The sequence below is a fragment of the Nonomuraea sp. AD125B genome, from assembly GCF_041402765.1.
In the GTDB taxonomy this organism is placed as follows: Bacteria; Actinomycetota; Actinomycetes; order Streptosporangiales; family Streptosporangiaceae; genus Nonomuraea; species Nonomuraea bangladeshensis.
Genome location: NZ_JBGLOU010000012.1, coordinates 284,450 through 300,586, shown reverse-complemented (window position 1 = coordinate 300,586; position 16,137 = coordinate 284,450). Strand labels below are relative to the sequence as shown.

The 16,137-nt window shown below is 72.6% G+C and carries 12 protein-coding genes; 10 read left to right on the top strand and 2 right to left on the bottom strand.

All coding sequences use genetic code 11. The annotated features are described in order from the left end of the window. Positions 1-9: 9 nt before the first annotated feature. The 4 genes from ACBR40_RS30615 to ACBR40_RS30600 are packed head-to-tail and all read left to right on the top strand — an operon-like array spanning position 10 to position 4,243. Positions 10-1,581 (top strand): amidohydrolase, encoded by a 1,572-nt coding sequence (locus tag ACBR40_RS30615; RefSeq protein WP_371250990.1) that lies wholly within the window; start codon positions 10-12, stop codon positions 1,579-1,581. Positions 1,582-1,596: 15 nt separating this feature from the next. Further along, positions 1,597-2,556, top strand: a complete 960-nt coding sequence (locus tag ACBR40_RS30610; protein ID WP_344208737.1) for an ABC transporter substrate-binding protein — start codon at positions 1,597-1,599, stop codon at positions 2,554-2,556. 2 nt (positions 2,557-2,558) lie between these two features. Continuing rightward, positions 2,559-3,464: an amino acid ABC transporter permease gene (locus ACBR40_RS30605; RefSeq protein WP_371250989.1), complete on the top strand. Its 906-nt coding sequence runs from the start codon at positions 2,559-2,561 to the stop codon at positions 3,462-3,464. 29 nt (positions 3,465-3,493) lie between these two features. Further along, positions 3,494-4,243 (top strand): amino acid ABC transporter ATP-binding protein, encoded by a 750-nt coding sequence (locus ACBR40_RS30600; RefSeq protein WP_344209107.1) that lies wholly within the window; start codon positions 3,494-3,496, stop codon positions 4,241-4,243. Between the two features lie 3 nt (positions 4,244-4,246). On the opposite strand, the gene ACBR40_RS30595 is transcribed toward ACBR40_RS30600, so the two are convergent. Further along, on the bottom strand, positions 4,247-4,984 hold the full coding sequence (locus tag ACBR40_RS30595; RefSeq protein ID WP_344208733.1) for a siderophore-interacting protein: 738 nt from the start codon (positions 4,982-4,984) through the stop codon (positions 4,247-4,249). Between the two features lie 93 nt (positions 4,985-5,077). On the opposite strand from ACBR40_RS30595, the gene ACBR40_RS30590 reads away from it, so the two are divergent. The 5 genes from ACBR40_RS30590 to ACBR40_RS30570 all read left to right on the top strand — a co-directional run bounded on the left by ACBR40_RS30590 (position 5,078) and on the right by ACBR40_RS30570 (position 12,117). Continuing rightward, positions 5,078-5,794: a TetR/AcrR family transcriptional regulator gene (locus tag ACBR40_RS30590; RefSeq protein ID WP_371250988.1), complete on the top strand. Its 717-nt coding sequence runs from the start codon at positions 5,078-5,080 to the stop codon at positions 5,792-5,794. Positions 5,795-5,936: 142 nt separating this feature from the next. After that, on the top strand, positions 5,937-6,860 hold the full coding sequence (locus ACBR40_RS30585) for an alpha/beta fold hydrolase (protein ID WP_371250987.1): 924 nt from the start codon (positions 5,937-5,939) through the stop codon (positions 6,858-6,860). A 25-nt stretch (positions 6,861-6,885) separates the two neighbouring features. Next, positions 6,886-7,344: a DUF3592 domain-containing protein gene (locus ACBR40_RS30580; RefSeq protein WP_344208727.1), complete on the top strand. Its 459-nt coding sequence runs from the start codon at positions 6,886-6,888 to the stop codon at positions 7,342-7,344. A 100-nt stretch (positions 7,345-7,444) separates the two neighbouring features. Then, complete coding sequence (locus ACBR40_RS30575) at positions 7,445-7,792, top strand: CU044_2847 family protein (RefSeq protein ID WP_344208725.1); 348 nt, start codon at positions 7,445-7,447, stop codon at positions 7,790-7,792. A 17-nt stretch (positions 7,793-7,809) separates the two neighbouring features. Continuing rightward, positions 7,810-12,117, top strand: a complete 4,308-nt coding sequence (locus ACBR40_RS30570; RefSeq protein ID WP_371250986.1) for a trypsin-like peptidase domain-containing protein — start codon at positions 7,810-7,812, stop codon at positions 12,115-12,117. Positions 12,118-12,142: 25 nt separating this feature from the next. Here ACBR40_RS30570 and ACBR40_RS30565 read toward each other — a convergent pair whose 3' ends face one another. After that, complete coding sequence (locus ACBR40_RS30565; RefSeq protein WP_344208721.1) at positions 12,143-13,324, bottom strand: hypothetical protein; 1,182 nt, start codon at positions 13,322-13,324, stop codon at positions 12,143-12,145. Between the two features lie 177 nt (positions 13,325-13,501). Between ACBR40_RS30565 and ACBR40_RS30560 the strand changes: the two genes are divergently transcribed. Continuing rightward, positions 13,502-16,045 (top strand): helix-turn-helix domain-containing protein, encoded by a 2,544-nt coding sequence (locus ACBR40_RS30560; protein ID WP_371250985.1) that lies wholly within the window; start codon positions 13,502-13,504, stop codon positions 16,043-16,045. The last annotated feature ends 92 nt before the right edge of the window (positions 16,046-16,137 follow it).

Sequence of the window (16,137 nt, the reverse complement as noted above, 5' to 3'; positions counted from 1 at the left end):
TCCAAGAGCATGCGCGTATTTCGCAACGCCTCCATCCGCACCGGCGGCACGGGAGACACCGGCCGGCCCGTCGCCCAGGCCATGGCCGTGGACGGCGAGCTGATCGTCGCCGTGGGCTCCGAGGCCGAGGTGCGCGAGGCCGCGGGCCCGGGAGCCGAGCTGGTGGACCTCGACGGCGCGGCCGTCCTGCCCGGCCTGTACGACGCCCACATCCACACCGCCCAGTACGCCCAGAGCCTCGGCGGCGTCGACCTGCGCGACGTGCGCTCCCTGGACGAGGCCCTGGCCACGGTGGCCGAGCACGCCGCGCGGCTGCGGCCGGGCGGATGGCTGTTCGGCGGCCGGTGGAACAGCAACATCTGGAACCCGCCCGTCCAGCCCGACCGCTACGCCCTCGACTCGGTCTGCCCCGACCTGCCCGTGGCGCTGCCCAACGTGGACGGCCACACCGTCTGGGCCAACTCCGCCGCCCTGCGGATGGCCGGGATCGACGCCACCACCCCCGACCCGGTCGGCGGCGAGATCGTCAGGTACGCCGACGGCGAGCCCACCGGCATCCTGCGCGAGTCGGCGTCGTACCCGCTGCGCGCCCTCATGGTCACCGGCGACCTGCGCGACCGGCTGCGCGCCGGGCAGGAGGAGCTGCTCGCGTTCGGCCTGACCAGCGTGCACGACATCGACGGCGAGGACTGCCGCGCCGCCTACCTGGAGCTGCGCGAGGCCGGCGAGCTGAAGATCCGCGTGCACAAGGCGATCCCCACGGTCCACCTGGAGGCGGCCATCGCCGAGGGCCGGCGCACCGGCCAGGGCGACGACTGGCTCCGCACCGGGCCGGTCAAGGTGTTCAGCGACGGCGCGCTCGGCTCGCACACCTGCCACATGCACCAGGCTTTCGCCGGCGAGCACGACAACACCGGCATCGCGGTCACTCCGTACGAAGACCTCGTCCGGATCTTCAGCACCGCGGCGGCGGCCGGGATCGCGGTCGCCACCCACGCCATCGGCGACCGCGCCAACCGGCTGGTCCTCGACGCGTACGAGCAGATCGGGCCCACCCCCGGCCTGAGGCACCGCATCGAGCACGCCCAGCACCTGCGCCCCGAGGACCTGACCAGGATGGCCAGACTCGGCGTCGTCGCCTCGATGCAGCCGGTGCACTGCACCACGGACATCGCGCTGGTCGACTCGCTGCTCGCCGGGCACGACCTGGCCTCGTACGCCTGGCGCGGCATGCTCAACGCCGGGGTCGCGCTGGCCTTCGGCTCGGACGCGCCGGTGGAGAGCCCGAACCCGTGGGCCGCGCTGTACGCCGCCGTCACCCGTACCCGCGAGGACGGCACCCCGGCCGGCGGCTGGCAGCCCGAGCAGCGGCTGAGCATGGCGGAGGCGATCACCGCGCACACGCTCGGCGCCGCGTACGCGGCCGGTGAGAGCGACCGCAAGGGCGTCCTGGCCCCCGGCATGCTCGCCGACTTCATCGCCGTGGACACCGACCCCTACCTGGAAGCGCCGGAGGCCGTGCTCCGCACCCAGGTCCTCACCACCGTCGTCGGCGGCGAAGTCCGCTGGCAGCGCCTCTGAGAAGGAGCCCCCCACGTGAAGATCCGTACCATCACCGTCCTGGCCGCCGGCGCGTTGCTGGCCGCCACCACGGCCTGTGGCGCCCAGTCCCTGGACGGAGGCTCGACCGGGACCGAGTCCGGGGGCGGCGCGCCCGCGGTCACGCTGGACCAGGCGCCCGCCGAGGAGAAGGCCGCCGACGTCATCAACGCCATCACGCCGGACGAGAGCCTGGCCGCCAAGGTGCCCGCGAAGCTCAAGTCCGACGGGCTGAAGGTGGTCAGCTCGATCGGCTACCCGCCCATGGAGCTGTACGCGAGCGACGGCAAGACGGCGATCGGCTTCGACCCGGCGCTGGCCAGGGCCATCGCGAGGAAGCTCGGCGTCAAGGTGACGATCACCGACGAGGAGTTCAACTCCCAGATCCCCGGCGTGCTGACCGGCCGCTACGACTTCGTCATCTCCTCCATGACCGACTCGCCGGAGCGGCAGAAGCAGGTCACGTTCGTCGACTACGTGCAGGCCGGCGCCGGCATGATCGTCAAGAAGGGCAACCCGGCAGGGATCAAGGGCCCGGCCGACCTGTGCGGCAAGACGGTCTCCGTGGTCGACAACGGCTCGTCGATGGAGCTGGCCGAGCAGTACTCCGCCGACTGCGACAAGTCCGGCAAGAAGCCGGTGAACCTGCTGAAGTTCCCCGGCGACCAGGAGGCCATGCTTCAGGTCACCGGCGGGCGGGCGCAGGCCACCATCACCGACTACGTGGTGGCGGCGTACAAGCTGGACGACCCCAAGCTGGACATCGAAGCCCTCGCCCTGGAGGGCACCGAGAGCCCGTGGGGCATCGGCATGAAGCCGGACAACCAGCAGCTCATCGACTCGGTGAAGGGCGCGCTCGACTCCCTGATCGCGAGCGGCGAGTACGGCAAGCTGCTGGCCGCGTGGAACCTGGACAAGCTGGCCGTCCAGTCCGCGGTGATCAACGGCGGTAAGTGAGCATGCGCACGGAACCCTTCACCGGGCCCTCCGGAGAGCGCATCCCGGTCGTCAGGACCCGGCACTGGGGCCGGCTCGCGGCCGCGGCCGCCGCGATCGCGGTCGCCGGCTGGCTGGTCTACGTGATGGTGGTGAACCCGCGCCTGCACTGGGACAAGGTCGCCGAATACCTGTTCAACGACCGCATCCTGGACGGCATCTGGGTCACCATCGAGATCTCGGTGCTGGCGACCGTGCTCGGGCTGGTGCTCGGCGTGGGGATGGCGATCCTGCGGCTGTCGCACAACCCGGTGCTGAGCGGGCTCGCCACGCTCTACATCTGGTTCTTCCGCGGCACGCCGGTGCTGGTGCAGCTCATCTTCTGGTACAACCTGGCGTTCCTGTTCCCCGAGCTGGTGCTCAAGATCCCGTTCACCATGATCGGCGTCAAGTGGGACACGAACGAGGTGATGACCGGCTTCACCGCGGCCATGCTGGGGCTCGGGCTGAACCTGGCGGCGTACTTCGCCGAGACCGTGCGGGCCGGCATCCAGGCCGTGGACAAGGGGCAGACGGAGGCGGCGTACGCGCTCGGCATGACCCCGGCCAAGCGCATGCGGGTGATCGTGCTGCCGCAGGCGCTGCGCATCATCATCCCGCCGACCGGCAACGAGTTCATCTCCATGCTGAAGACGACCTCGCTGGTGTACGTGGTCGCCGGGCACGACCTGATGACGAACGCCAGCCAGATCTACAAGGCCAACAACCTGATCATGGAGCTGCTGATCGTGGCCAGCCTGTGGTACATGCTCATGACCGCCATCGCGACCTTCCTGCAGAGCAGGCTGGAGCGGCGCTTCGGCGCCGACGCCGTACGGCTGGTCCGCGGCGGGCGGAGCGTCCGGCTCCTGTCCAAGGCGGCGGCGTGACCCCGGTCGTGCACGCCGCGGGCGTGCGCATGAGCTACGGCGACACGCAGGTGCTCAACGGCGTGGACTTCGCCGTCGCGCCTGGCGAGGTGAGCTGCGTCATCGGGCCGTCGGGGTCGGGCAAGTCGACCTTCCTGCGCTGCGTCAACGGGCTGGAGCCGGTGCTCGGCGGCAGCCTGCGGGTGCTCGGCGAGGAGGTCGGCCACCGCCTCCACGAGGGGCGCTACCGGCCGTGGTCCCCCAAGGAGTTCGCCGCCTTCCGCCGCAGGATCGGCATGGTGTTCCAGCGCTTCAACCTGTTCGCCCACCAGAGCGCGCTGGAGAACGTGGCCTGCGCGCCCGTCCACGTCCTCGGCCTGCCCGCCGAGCGGGCGCGGAGGTCGGCGATGGAGCACCTGGAGCGGGTGGGCCTCGCCGAGCACGCCCACAAGCGGCCCCACCAGCTCTCCGGCGGCCAGCAGCAGCGCGTCGCCATCGCGAGGGCGCTGGCGATGAGCCCGGAGCTGATGCTGTTCGACGAGCCCACGTCGGCGCTGGACCCCGAGCTGGTGGACGAGGTGCTGGAGGTCATGCGCGGTCTCGCCGCCGACGGCATGACCATGGTCGTGGTCACCCACGAGATCGCCTTCGCGAGGGAGGTCGGCGACCGGCTGACGTTCTTCGCCGACGGCGTCGTGGTCGAGAGCGGCCCGCCCGCCGAGCTGGTCGCCAACCCCGGCCACGAACGGACCAGGGCGTTCCTGTCCAGCGTGCTGAGCCAACGGGAGGAGGCCGGCTGACGGTCAGTGCAGGCCCCGCTTGCCCGGGGTCCAGAACGGCTTGACCTTGATCGAGGTCCGTGGCCAGTTGCGCTCGCGTACGAGGTAGTCGCGGACGAGGCGGCAGGTCCTCGCCTCCCCGGCCACGTACGCGGCGCCGGCGTTGCCGGGCAGGTCGAGCTCGGCCACGGCGCCGAGCAGCACCGCCGACGCGGTGGCGGGCGCGCCGCGGCGGTGGACGCGGCGCACCCGCCGGGCGACGTCCGGCATGGGCAGGTCGTGCTCGGGGGCCTCGCTCTCCAGCACCCCGTGCACCTCGGCGGCGGCGTCCAGCGCCCGGAGCATCGGCCCGAACGCGGCGGCGGCCGTCTCCTCCCCGACGAACACGTGGTAGGCCGCCTCCCGGGTGAAGAAGTCGCCCTGCGGCCACCAGAACGTCACCCGCTCCCCGGGCGCGGCCTTCCGCGCCCATCGCAGCCCGATGCCGTCGCCGTCGTACAGGTGGACGCGCAGCTCGATGCCGGTCCTGCCGGCGTCCAGGTCCCAGATCGTGTACGTCCGCAGCGTCTCTCCCGGGCGGAGGATTCCCGGCACCGACAGCGGGTCCATGAGCTGGATCCTGATGTGCTGGCCGGGGGTGTAGGGGAACTCGACGGGCCGGTCCGTCTCCAGCCGGATCCGGCGGACGGTGGGCGTCACCTGCTCGGTGACGGTGACGGTGGCCTCCCTGGCGTACTTGCCTGACAGATGGTCGCGCAGCACGTCCCGCTCCTTACTGCCTCTAAGTTATTTAGAGCTATTAAGCAAACATAGATGCAATAGAATGTCAACGGCACAACAGCGGGAGGAGCGACGATGTCCCAGAAGACCGGCAACAGGCGGGAGAGGCTGCGCCGGGCCACGCTGGAGGAGATCCACGCGGCCGCGCGCAAACTGCTGGTCGAGCAGGGCTCGGCCGCCGTGACCGTCAACGCGGTCGCCAGGCAGGTCGGCATGAGCGGCCCGGCCCTCTACCACTACTACTCCGGCCACGACGAGCTGGTCGGCGCGGTGACCGCGGGCTTCTTCCGTGAGCTGACCGCCGCCGTCGAGCAGGGCCGCGACGCCCACGCCGACGCGCCGACCGGCGAGCGCCTGCTGGCCGCCTGCCGCGCGATGCGCGCCTGGGCCGTCGCCCATCCCGCCGAGTTCGGCTGGATCTTCGCCAACCCGGTCGCCCCGCCGGACCGGCGGCCCGACTCCAGCCGCCACCAGGCCGCACTCCGGTTCGAGTTCGTCCTGCTGGACCTGGTCGCCGAGCTGTGGCGGACGCGGGGGTTCCCGGTGCCGGACCTCGCCGCCCTGCCCGCGTCCCAGCGCGAGCAGCTGATCGCCTACTCCGAGTCCATCGACGGGCGGCTCCCGCCCGAAGCCGCGCACGTCTTCCTGTCCTGCTGGATCAGGCTGTACGGCCTGCTGTGCATGGAGGTCCTGCACCAGCTCGACTTCGCCTACACCGACGCCGAGCCCGTCTTCGAGGAGTGCCTGCGCGACCTGGCCGTCACCCTCGACCTGGCCGCCACCCCCGACTAGAGCCCGCCGGCCGGCTGTCCCCCGTGAGAGCTACCGGCGGATGTCCACCGTGCGGTGACGACCCGGGGGGCGCCCGTTCCCTAACGTTCTCGATGTGACAGCAGCGGTTCGAACCGCTCCCCGAGATCACCTGGAGAACAGCATGCTCCGCACGTTCAAGGCAACCGCCGTGGCCGCCCTGTGCTGCACCGTCGTCGGTGTGGGGATCGCCGGCGCCCCGGCCGCGTCGGCCGCCCCGGCCGCCGAATGGGACCCGCTGGCGAACACCTCCCTGGAGAACTGGGACCCCTTCGCCGCCTCCTCGGGCCCGCAGAAGATCAAGGTCGGCGGCCGGTCGGTGAACGTGTCCTGCTCGGGCCGCTCGGCGAAGGGCGCGCCGGTCATCGTCCTGCTGGCCGGGCTGGGCGACGGGCTGGACAAGCTGGCTCCGCTCCAGAAGACCCTGAGCGGCAAGAACCGGGTCTGCTCCTACGACCGGCTTGGCGCCGGCGCGAGCGACGCCCCCGCCGGGCAGCAGGACTTCGCCGCCGTCGGCAAGACCCTCACCGGGGTGCTCGACCGGGTCGCCGGCGACCGGCCGGTGGTGCTCGCCGGGCACTCGCTCGGCGGCCTGATCGCCGCCAGGTACGCCCCCGAGCACCGCGACCGGGTCAAGGGCGTGGTGCTGCTGGACGCCACGTCGCCGACGATGCTCGCCGACGTCAAGAAGGCCATCCCGGCGTCCGCGAAGGGCCAGGCGGCCGAGCTGCGCGCGCAGAACCTCGCCGTCTTCCAGGGCGCAAACCCGGAGAAGCTGGTCATCGCCGACGGCAAGGTGCGTTCCGCCGGGAACATCCCCGTGGAGGTCGTCCAGCACGGCAAGCAGTACCTCGCGGCCGCCGTCCCCCAGTACGGCCTCCGCCTGGAGCGGGCGTGGTCCGCCGGCCAGCGCAAGTGGCTCGCCCTGTCCAAGCGCGCCAAGCTGAGCACGGCCGCGAAGAGCGCGCACTACATCTACCTCGACCAGCCCGACCTCGCCGTCCGCGCCATCCAGCGCGTCGCCGCCGCCGCCCGCTCCCACGCCTGACCGTACGTGTTGGGACACTCGTCCCATGCACAACGGACGGCCCCTCACCCTCATCGGCGCGATCTTCGCCCTGGTCGGCCTGATCCTGCTCGGCGTCACCCTCGCACTGGCCGCCTCCACGGCGAGCTTCCTGGCCTCGGCCCAGCGGACGGAGGGCACCGTGACCGGGCTGACCCCGCGGACCACCACGTCACGGGATTCCGACGGCTACACGCGCCGCAGCACCACGTGGTACCCGACCGTGGAGTTCACCGTCGACGGCAGGCGGTACTCGTTCCAGAGCTCCACCGGCAACAACCCGCCGGCCTACAGGCAAGGCGAGGGCGTGCCCGTCGCCTACGACCCCGACGACCCGTCCGACGCGCGGATCTCCACGTTCTGGTCGGCCTACCTGGCCCCGGTGATCACCGGCGGGCTGGGCGTGGTGTTCGCCTCGATCGGCACGATCGTGTTCGTCCTGGGACGGCGGAGCGCCAAGCGCTGATTCCTGCCGGATCGGCAGATTGCCCGGCCGGACGTGCCGGATCTGTTCTATCGTGTCGGCATCCGGGAGCCGATCACTGGCCGTGACGGAGGGGACATCGATGAGTGATCGTTCTGTGCGCACGGTGGAAGTTCCGGTGGGTGACGGCGAGTTCGTCCGGGTCCAGATTCGCGAAGTGGACGAAACCCTCGTACGAGTGGGCAGAGCCGCCAACACCGTCGTCCGGGCGGAACGCTCGCTCGGGCGCATGCTGGAGACCGTCCGCCCCGTCGCGGAGAGCTTCGTCACGCGCTTCCAGGGGCTCGCCCACGCGCCGGACGAGATGGTGCTGGAGTTCGGGGTCTCGCTCTCGGCCGAGGCGGATGTCGTCATCGCGAGCACGGCGACCGAGGCCAACTTCTCGGTGAGCTTGACGTGGAGACGAGGCGAGCGGCCCGGCGAGGACTGAGCCGGCAGGAGGACTCGGTGGCGGACACCACGCGGACGTGGTCCGGCAACCCTTACGAAGCGATGGCCGGGGCGGTCGTCCAGGTCAGGGGGCCGCGCGGCACGACGGGGGGCGCGGGCTTTCTCATCACCGCCGACCTCGTGCTGACCTGCGCCCATGTGGTGTCGGACGCGCTGGAGCGGCCCCGCGAGGAGCCCGTGGCCGAGGGGACGGCGGTCACGGTGGAGTTCGCGCTGTCCGAGCCTCCGATCGACGGTGGCGGGCGCCCGGCGTGGCCTGCCCTGGTCGAGCACTGGGTGCCGATCAGGGCCCCCGAGCGCACCGGTGACCTCGCCGTCCTGCGACTGCCGGAGCCGATCGTCGACGTCCGCCCGCTCCCCATGGCCGATCCAGGACGGGTGCGGGGCGGCGACGTGCTCGCGGTGGGATTCCCCCGGCACGCGCCGGGCGGCACCTGGTTCGCGGGCAGGCTCAGCGGCCCGACCGGTGAGGGCTGGTTGGAGCTGTCGAGAGCCGACGGGCAGGCCGTGTACGTCACGCCCGGCTTCAGCGGCGCCCCCGTCTGGCACGACGGGCTGAACGCCGTGATCGGCCTGCTGGTGGCCGCGCAGCCGGTCGGTGACGTGCAGCGGGCGTACGCGATGCACACCAGGACCATAGTGCGCGAGATCCCCGTACTCGGCCCCGTGCTCCGCCCGCCCTCGCCCTTCCGCGGTCTGGAGTCGTACGAGGAGAGCGACGCCGGCGTCTTCTTCGGACGGGAGGAGGACGTCGAGGCCGTCGTCACGGCCCTTTCCGCCGCCCGCACCGTCACCGTCTACGGCCCCTCGGGCTGCGGCAAGTCCTCGCTGGCCCGCGCCGGGGTGGTGCCGAGGATCCGCGCGGACGGGGACGAGGCGTTCGTGTTCAACGCCGGCGGCGTCTCCTCTGTACGCTTCGCGCTGGCGACCTCCTTGTACGAGGCCGTCCGGTCCGGCCGGTACGGCCCCGCCCGCGTGGACAGCGCCAGTGTGATCGACGAGTGGCTCACCGGCCGGGGGCTCGCGGACACCCTTCACCGAATCCGCGGCGGCGCCCCCGGCGGCACGGTCGTCGTCCTCGACCAGGCCGAGGCGCTGCTCAACCGCACCCCGGCCGAGCTCGACGAGCTCACCGCCCTGCTGTTCCCGCCGGGCGGTCCGATCGGCGGCGTGCGCATCCTGGTCACGCTGCGCTCCGACCTGGTGGACGCCGTCATGCGGCACCCTCGGCTGGGCCCCGCGCTGCTCGGCGGCACGACGATGCCGCTCGCTCCCATGTCCGCCGGTCAGCTCGAAGAGGTGATCACCAGACCCGTCGAGCGGTTGCCGGCCGTGGCGTACGAGCAGGGGCTGGTCCGGCGCATCCTGGACGACGCCGGCGAGGAGCCCGGCGTCCTCCCGCTGCTGAACTTCGTCCTGCGCCAGCTATGGGACCAGCAGGACGGCGGCTACCTGCGGTACGCGGCCTACAAGCGGATGGGGGGTGTGTCGGGCGCGCTGGAGGACCACGCCGAGCGTGCCTGGCGCGACCTGATCGCCCGCGATCCGGACAAGGAGGAGGCGGCGCGGCTGCTGCTGACCAAACTGGTGCGGATGCTGCCCGGCAGCCAGACCCTGCTGCGCCGCAGGCTCACCAGGGACGAGGTGGACGACCGGCAGTGGGAGCTCGCGCAGGCGTTCGCCGGGCGGCGGCTGCTGGTGCTGCGCGGCGGCGAGGGCGAGAGTGAGAGCGCGGAGCTCGCGCACGAGGCGCTGATCACCGCGTGGCCGGCGCTGCGCGAGCAGGTGGAGACGGACAGGAAGTTCCTGGCCGGGCAGGCGGAGCTGGCCCACGAGCTGCGGCGCTGGCAGCACGGCGGGCGGTCGCCGGCGCTGCTGCCGGTCGCGGAGTCCCTGCTGGCCGGCCACTGGCTGGGCGAGCGCGAGGACGACCTGACCGGAGAGCAACGGGAGTTCCTGGCCCAGGCCCGGGAGCGGAGCCGGACGCTGCGGCGGCGCAGGCGGGCGGGGCGGGCGGCGCTGGCCCTGGTGGCCGCGACGTTCGTGGTCCTCGCCACCTCCCTCGTCAACCAGCTGGGGGTCAGCGCCAAGCAGGCGGACGACAACAAGTCACAGATGCTGGCCGGCTTCACGAAGGAGATGGTCGAGGACGACCCGGGGCTGGCGGCCCTGGCGGCCGTTGCCGCGTACGAGCTCTCGCCGACGCAGGAGGCCAGGAACGCCCTGCTCCAGCGCTATGACCAGCTCAGGCAGGCCGCCTGGACGGTGACGGGCTTCCAGGGGCCGATACTGAACGCCACGATGAGCGCCGACGCCACGGTGACCCTCGCCTCGACCCGGCGCGGCCGCGCGGTCCTGTCGGTCCGCCAGGCCGGCGGCCGGGTGCTGCGCAGGCATCTCGCCGTCCCGGGCAACCCGACCTTCCCACTGGTCAGCAGGGACGGGCGGCGCATCGCGTACATGCCGGACGGGAGCGGCGAGATGATCTGGCACGACGTCCGGCACACCGCGTCCGAGATCGTCGTGGGCCCCGCGCACTCGCTGCCCGGCGCGGCCCTGCGGAAGTTCACCCTGGGCGGGCAGAGCGGCAGCTACAACATCGTCGCCTTCTCGCCGGGCGCCGAGCGGATCGCCACGGTGACGTTCGACGGGCAGCTGCGCGTGTGGAACCTCGCCGCCGAGCGGCTCCAGGACCTACCGGGGCGGTTTCCCCGCCTGCTCCAGGTGTGGTTCGGCGCGGACGAGAGCACGCTGGTGGGCGCGCCGAAGGACGAAGCGCGCCCTCTGGTCTCGCTCGACCTGCGCACCGGCGCCGTGAGGGAGCTGGAGGACCGCCGTGACGTGCCGGCGGGCGGCGCGCTGGAGGCCGAGGTGTCGGCCGACGGCAACGTCCTCGTGGTGTGCCGGAAGCCCTCCGAGGGGGGAACGGCCGTCTACCGGGCGATCAGGGTGTCCGACGGCCGGGAGCTGACCCGCTACACACCTCCGGGCAGCTTGAACTGGTGCAGGCGGCCCGTTGTCGACCGGACGGGGGAGAACGTCGCGCTCCACGAGGGCACCGGCAAGTGGACGCTCCTCGGCACCAGGCAAGGGACGCCGCCGCGCCGCTTCCTCGGCCCTGACCTCCCCGCTTACACGGGCAAGCTCGGTCCGCTCCTGGACGCGGCCGCCCATCCGGTGGTGGTGCATCGCGCGGAGGCCGGCGTGACGGGCTGGCGGCTGGCCGCCGACTCCGGGCTCGGGTCGTTCAGCCCGCCGGTGCTGATCGACCGGGGGCGCGCGATGCTGGTCCGCGTCGGAAAGGACGGTGGGGAGGCCGCGGACCGGCTGATCGTCATGGAGACCGAAGGCGAGGAGAGAACACTCGCCGAGACCCCCATCCCGCCCGCCCCCAGCGACCCGAACCTGATCCTGGCGGTCAACCGCGCCCAGACTCTGGCGGCCGACGTGGCCGAGGTGGACGACCACAACAGGATCACGGTCTACGGCCTGCCGGGCCTGCGCGTGGTGACCCGGGTCACGACCCGCCCTCCTCCGCTGCTCAAGGACGGGAGCAGGGACCGGGTGCGCTTCTTCTTCATCAGGAACGAGCGCGGGGACGACGACCTGGTGACGGTCTCCGGCACTGTGATCGAGCACTGGAACGCCCGCGACGGCCGCCGGCTCTCCGACCCGCTCGACCTCCGCGACCTGTTTCCCGGCCTCGGGGAGTTCCACGTGCAGCGGCACAGCCGGCTCGGATACGTGCAGGTCACGGACGTGGCCAGGCACACTCTCCGCGCCGTCGACCTGGCCGGGCGGACCGAGGACCCGGCCCTGCGGATCAATCTGGGCACCCCCATCGTCACGGCGGCGGTCGAGCGCGGCGGCCGTTACGCCATGGTGCTGACCCCCGGCGGCATGATCGAGCTGTGGTCGGTGCGGGACCGCGAGCGAACGCGCAGGATCCTGGGCCCGCTCGGACCCCTGGATGTCAACGGATCCTCGCTGGGAATCCTCGAAGAGGACGAGTCCGGCAATCCAGGTTTTTTCCTGGCTTATGGGCCGTCTGTGCGGTTCATGCGCGTGCTCGACTCCGACACCGTCGAGATGACCACCTACACCTTCGCCGCCAAGCAGCAGTTCCTCGCCTCGACCGACGACGGCAGGACGCTGCTGAGGAGCGACAACCAGGTCGTGAGCCTGATCCGGCTCGATCCCGAGCTGTGGAAATCCCACCTGTGTGCCGTCATCGGCCGCGACCTCAGCGAGGACGAGCGCCGCGGCCTCCCGGCGGGCCTGCCGGACGTCGTCTGCCCGCTCTGAGGAGCGGCGGCGATCCCCCTGCCGGTCAGGCCGGGGCGGTCGTCTGGTCGACGGTGTTGCCGGCGTGGAGCAGCGTTCCGCCGGTCTCGGCGTCCCACCACTTGAGCCGGGCCCGGTAGGCCGTGTTCGGCAGGAGGTTCCCTCTCGTGCACGTGACCGTCTCGGGATTGCCGGTGACGTGGCGGCGCGGTCCCTCGGAGAAATTGCCGCCGGTCGCGGGAGTCCACGACGCGCATGACACCCACCCGCTCTTCTGGGCGGGGTCCACCAGGGTCGTCCACTCGATGGAGGTCGAGGTCGGCGCCGCCGGACCGGCGGACGTGGTCAGCGCCGGAGTGCCGGCGAACAGCGTGCCGGTCACCGCGCCGCGCCACGCCTGGACGCTCGCGTCGTCGCCGTTCAGGGCGTACTCCGGCCAGCCGTACGCGTCGAAGTACGTGACGAAGCGGGCGTCGGCCGTGTTCCGCATCCACTTCGCGATGTCCCTGAGCATCGCCGGACGATTGGCGTGGTCCCGCACGCCGAGCTCCGCGACGGCGTACGGCTTGCCCTGCGACCGGGCGACCTCCAGGCCCGGACGGCTCGCGTCGTGCGCGGCCATCGTCTCGGACTTCGCCTCGTCGAAGCCGTACACGTCCCAGGCCATGACGTCGACGTACGAGGAGCCGGGGTAGTAGTCCTGCCAGCGCCGGCCGCTGCTCGGGCTGAGCGTCCAGTCCATGAGGATCGTGGTGGCGGACAGCCGGGCGTTGCGCGCCTCGTCGGCGAGGCCGTCGATGCGTCTCCACGCCGCCTTGTAGTCCGCCGCGGTGAACAGCCCGTCCTGGATCTCGTTCTCGGGTTCGTGGTAGAAGCACCAGAAGACGTCCCGGTCGCGCGGCGCGCTCGCGAACCACGCGCGCAGATACGCGTCGTGCTTGCCCGCCAGCACGTCCTTCGGCGGGTACTTGAACGACACGATGGTCGCCCGGCCCGGAGTGTTGAGCTTGGCGTCGGTCCACGCCCCCGGGGCGCCGGAGTAGAAGACCCGCAGCGCCGGGGGAGTGCCGTACGCGGCGTCGGTGCCCGCCAGCGCCGCCGCGAACGTCTGCCCCGGCGACTGATGGACGGAGGCGCCGAAGAGCGTGGGCGTGTCCGCGCGGGCCGGCGCCTGCAGGCCGCACAGCACGACCCCGGCGGCGAGCGCCGCCACGATGCTTCCCTTCACAGGGACCCTCCTTCTGTCCGGCCGGACGCCCTGCCCGGCCCGGCCGTCCTCAGCAAAGCCGACCCGCGATCACCGCACCATGACGTTCACCCCGACGTTGGAGCGGACATTGAGCCGGACGTTGATCACGACATATGGTGTGGACCCTCACAGACGCCAACACGGGAGGCGCAAGACGTGGGGGACGCGTTCGGCGTGCTGCTTCGATCCCACCGGCTCCGCCGCCGGCTCACCCAAGAAGCGCTCGCCGAGCGTGCGGGCATCAGCTCCCGCTCGGTCGCCGAACTCGAACGGGGCCGCGGCCGCAGCCCGCGCCCCCGCTCGCTGGAGCAGCTGGCCACGGCGCTGGACCTGGACGGCGAGGAGCGGGAGGAGTTCATCGCGGCCGGTCACACGCTGTTCTGGGCGAGCCGCGCCGGCCGGACGGACCGCGACCCCGCGGGCGAGAGCGTCCCCGACGCCGGCTCGACGTGCAGGCAGCTCCCCGCGGACGCCCCCGACTTCGTCGGCCGCGACGACGAGCTCGCCCTCCTGGCCTCGGTCCTCGACCCGGGCAACCACAACGCGAGGCTGGCGGTGCTCTCCGGGCCGCCCGGCGTCGGCAAGACGGCCCTGGCCGTGCACGCGGGGCACCGGTTCGCGTCGTGGTTCCCCGACGGGCAGCTCTACGCGGCGCTGCGCGGCGGCACCGCCGACCCCGTGGACCCCGCCGAGGTGCTGGCCCAGTGGCTGCGGGCGCTCGGCGTGGACGGCTCGGCCCTGCCCGTGGGCGTGGACGCGCGCGCCGCGCTGTTCCGGGACCGGCTGGCCGTCCAGCGGGTGCTCCTCGTCGTCGACGACGCCGGCGGGTACCGCCAGGTGGAGCAGCTCCTGCCGGCCAAGGGCGTCGCGATGATGGTCACCAGCCGATTACCCCTGACCGGCCTGCCCGGCGTGACCTCCATCGACCTGCGGCCGCTGTCCGGTCCGACGGCCGTCCGGCTGCTCTCCCAGGTCGCCGGCGAAGAACGCGTACGGGCGGAGCACGCGGCGGCCGTCGAGCTGGTCTCGGCGTGCGGCGGGCTGCCCCTGGCCGTACGGATCGCCGGGGCACGGCTGGCCGCGCGTCCGCACTGGAGCGTCGAGGCGCTCAACGAGCGACTGGCCGACGAACGCAGGCGGCTCAACGAGCTGCGCCACGGCGACCTGGCCGTACGCCCGGGGCTGCACCTCGCCCACGAAGGGCTCACCCCCACGGCCGCCCGGGCGTTCGCGCTGCTCGGCGAGCTGGGGGTGCCGTCCTTCCCCGAATGGGCGGTGGCCGCCCTGCTGGGCGTCGATCCCGCCGCGGGAACCGCCGTGCTCGAAGAGCTGCTCGACGCGCGGCTGCTGGAGGCGCTCGGCTCCGACCGGGCCGGCCAGCCGCGCTACCGCTTCCACGACATCACCCGTCTGTACGCCCGCGAGCGGCGCGAAGCCGCAATTCCCCAATCAGAGTGGACCGCCGCGCTGGCCCGCGCCGCCACCGGCTGGCTGGCCCTGGCCAGGCACGCGCAGGACCACCTCGACTGCCTGCGCTTCCACCTCGACGACAGGGACCATCCGGCGGCCCTCACCGACCAGCGGGCCGCCGCCGCCGTCGCCGACCGGCCCGTCGAGTGGTTCGAGGCCGAGCGGGAGGCGCTGGCCGTGCTGGTGTCGGCCTGCGCGGAGGCGGGTCTCGCCGCGACCGCGCGCTGCCTGGCCGGTTGCAGCGCCGACTTCTACGAGCTGCGGGGCTACTACGACGACTGGCGGCGGGCCGTGAGCGCGGCGCAGTCCGCCTGCCGGCGCGCCGGCGACCGCGCGGGCGAGGCGACGATGCTGCGCGGGCTCGGCAGCTGCCTCATCGAGCTCGACGATCCGAAGGCCGCCATGTCGGCGCTGAACGCCGCGCGGACGCTCGCGGAAGAGATCGGCGACCTGGCCGGCGTCGCCCTGGCCGGCAAGGAGATCGGCTTCATGCTGAGCCTCATCGGCCGGGTCCAGGAGGCGGAGGCCGAGCTGCGTACGGCCGCAGAACGGCTGGGACAGGCCGACCTGCCGCTCGCCAGGGCCCTCGCGCTCACGAGCCTCGGATTCGTGCTGCGCGAACGGGGCGACACGGCCGAAGCGGTCGACGTCATCACCTCCGCGCTCAGCATCGCCCGCTCGTGCGGCGCGCGGTTCACCGAGGCGTACGCGCTGCGGGGCCTCTCCGGCGCGCTCCGGGCCTGCGACCGGCCCCGGCAGGCGCAGGCGGCGGCCCGCGAGGCCGCCGCGATCTTCGAGCAGGTCGGCGACCTCATCGGCACCGCGCAGAGCCTGCGCGTGCTGGGCGAGGCGCTGGCGCACGAGCCGCACCGGCTGGAGGAGGTGCAACAGGCGCTGACCGCCGCCGCCGCGCTGTTCCGCGAACAGGGACACCGCTGGGGGCTGGCGCTCACCGAGCTGAGCCTGGGCGAGATCGAGGCCCGCCAGGGCAACCCTGAAGCCACCGCGCGCCTCCGCCGGTCCCTGCGGTATTGGGTCGACGAGCAGGTCCCCGCTCTCCAGGCGCGCACGCTCGTGGCCCTCGCGGACGCCGGCGAGCAGCAGGGCGATCCCGCCGCGCGGGAGCTGCTCATGCAGGCGTACCAGATCTACCAGGCGCTGGAAGCGCCCGCCGCGGCCGAGCTCGCCCGCCGGCTCGGCACGCAGGAAGGCGCCGCGCCGACCACCTGAGGCGGGCGTCAGGACGAACGTCAGGTCGAACGTCCTGGTCCGCTTCCCTGTCGCGGGATTCGATGAGGAGCGTCCGATCCGCGCCAGGAGGA

Coding starts and splice junctions, on each gene's coding strand:
- ACBR40_RS30600 (WP_344209107.1), top strand. CDS start 3,494: ATGAGCTACGGCGACACGCAGGTGCTCAACGGCGTGGACTTCGCCGTC.
- ACBR40_RS30580 (WP_344208727.1), top strand. CDS start 6,886: ATGCACAACGGACGGCCCCTCACCCTCATCGGCGCGATCTTCGCCCTG.
- ACBR40_RS30590 (WP_371250988.1), top strand. CDS start 5,078: ATGTCCCAGAAGACCGGCAACAGGCGGGAGAGGCTGCGCCGGGCCACG.
- ACBR40_RS30605 (WP_371250989.1), top strand. CDS start 2,559: ATGCGCACGGAACCCTTCACCGGGCCCTCCGGAGAGCGCATCCCGGTC.
- ACBR40_RS30575 (WP_344208725.1), top strand. CDS start 7,445: ATGAGTGATCGTTCTGTGCGCACGGTGGAAGTTCCGGTGGGTGACGGC.
- ACBR40_RS30585 (WP_371250987.1), top strand. CDS start 5,937: ATGCTCCGCACGTTCAAGGCAACCGCCGTGGCCGCCCTGTGCTGCACC.
- ACBR40_RS30615 (WP_371250990.1), top strand. CDS start 10: ATGCGCGTATTTCGCAACGCCTCCATCCGCACCGGCGGCACGGGAGAC.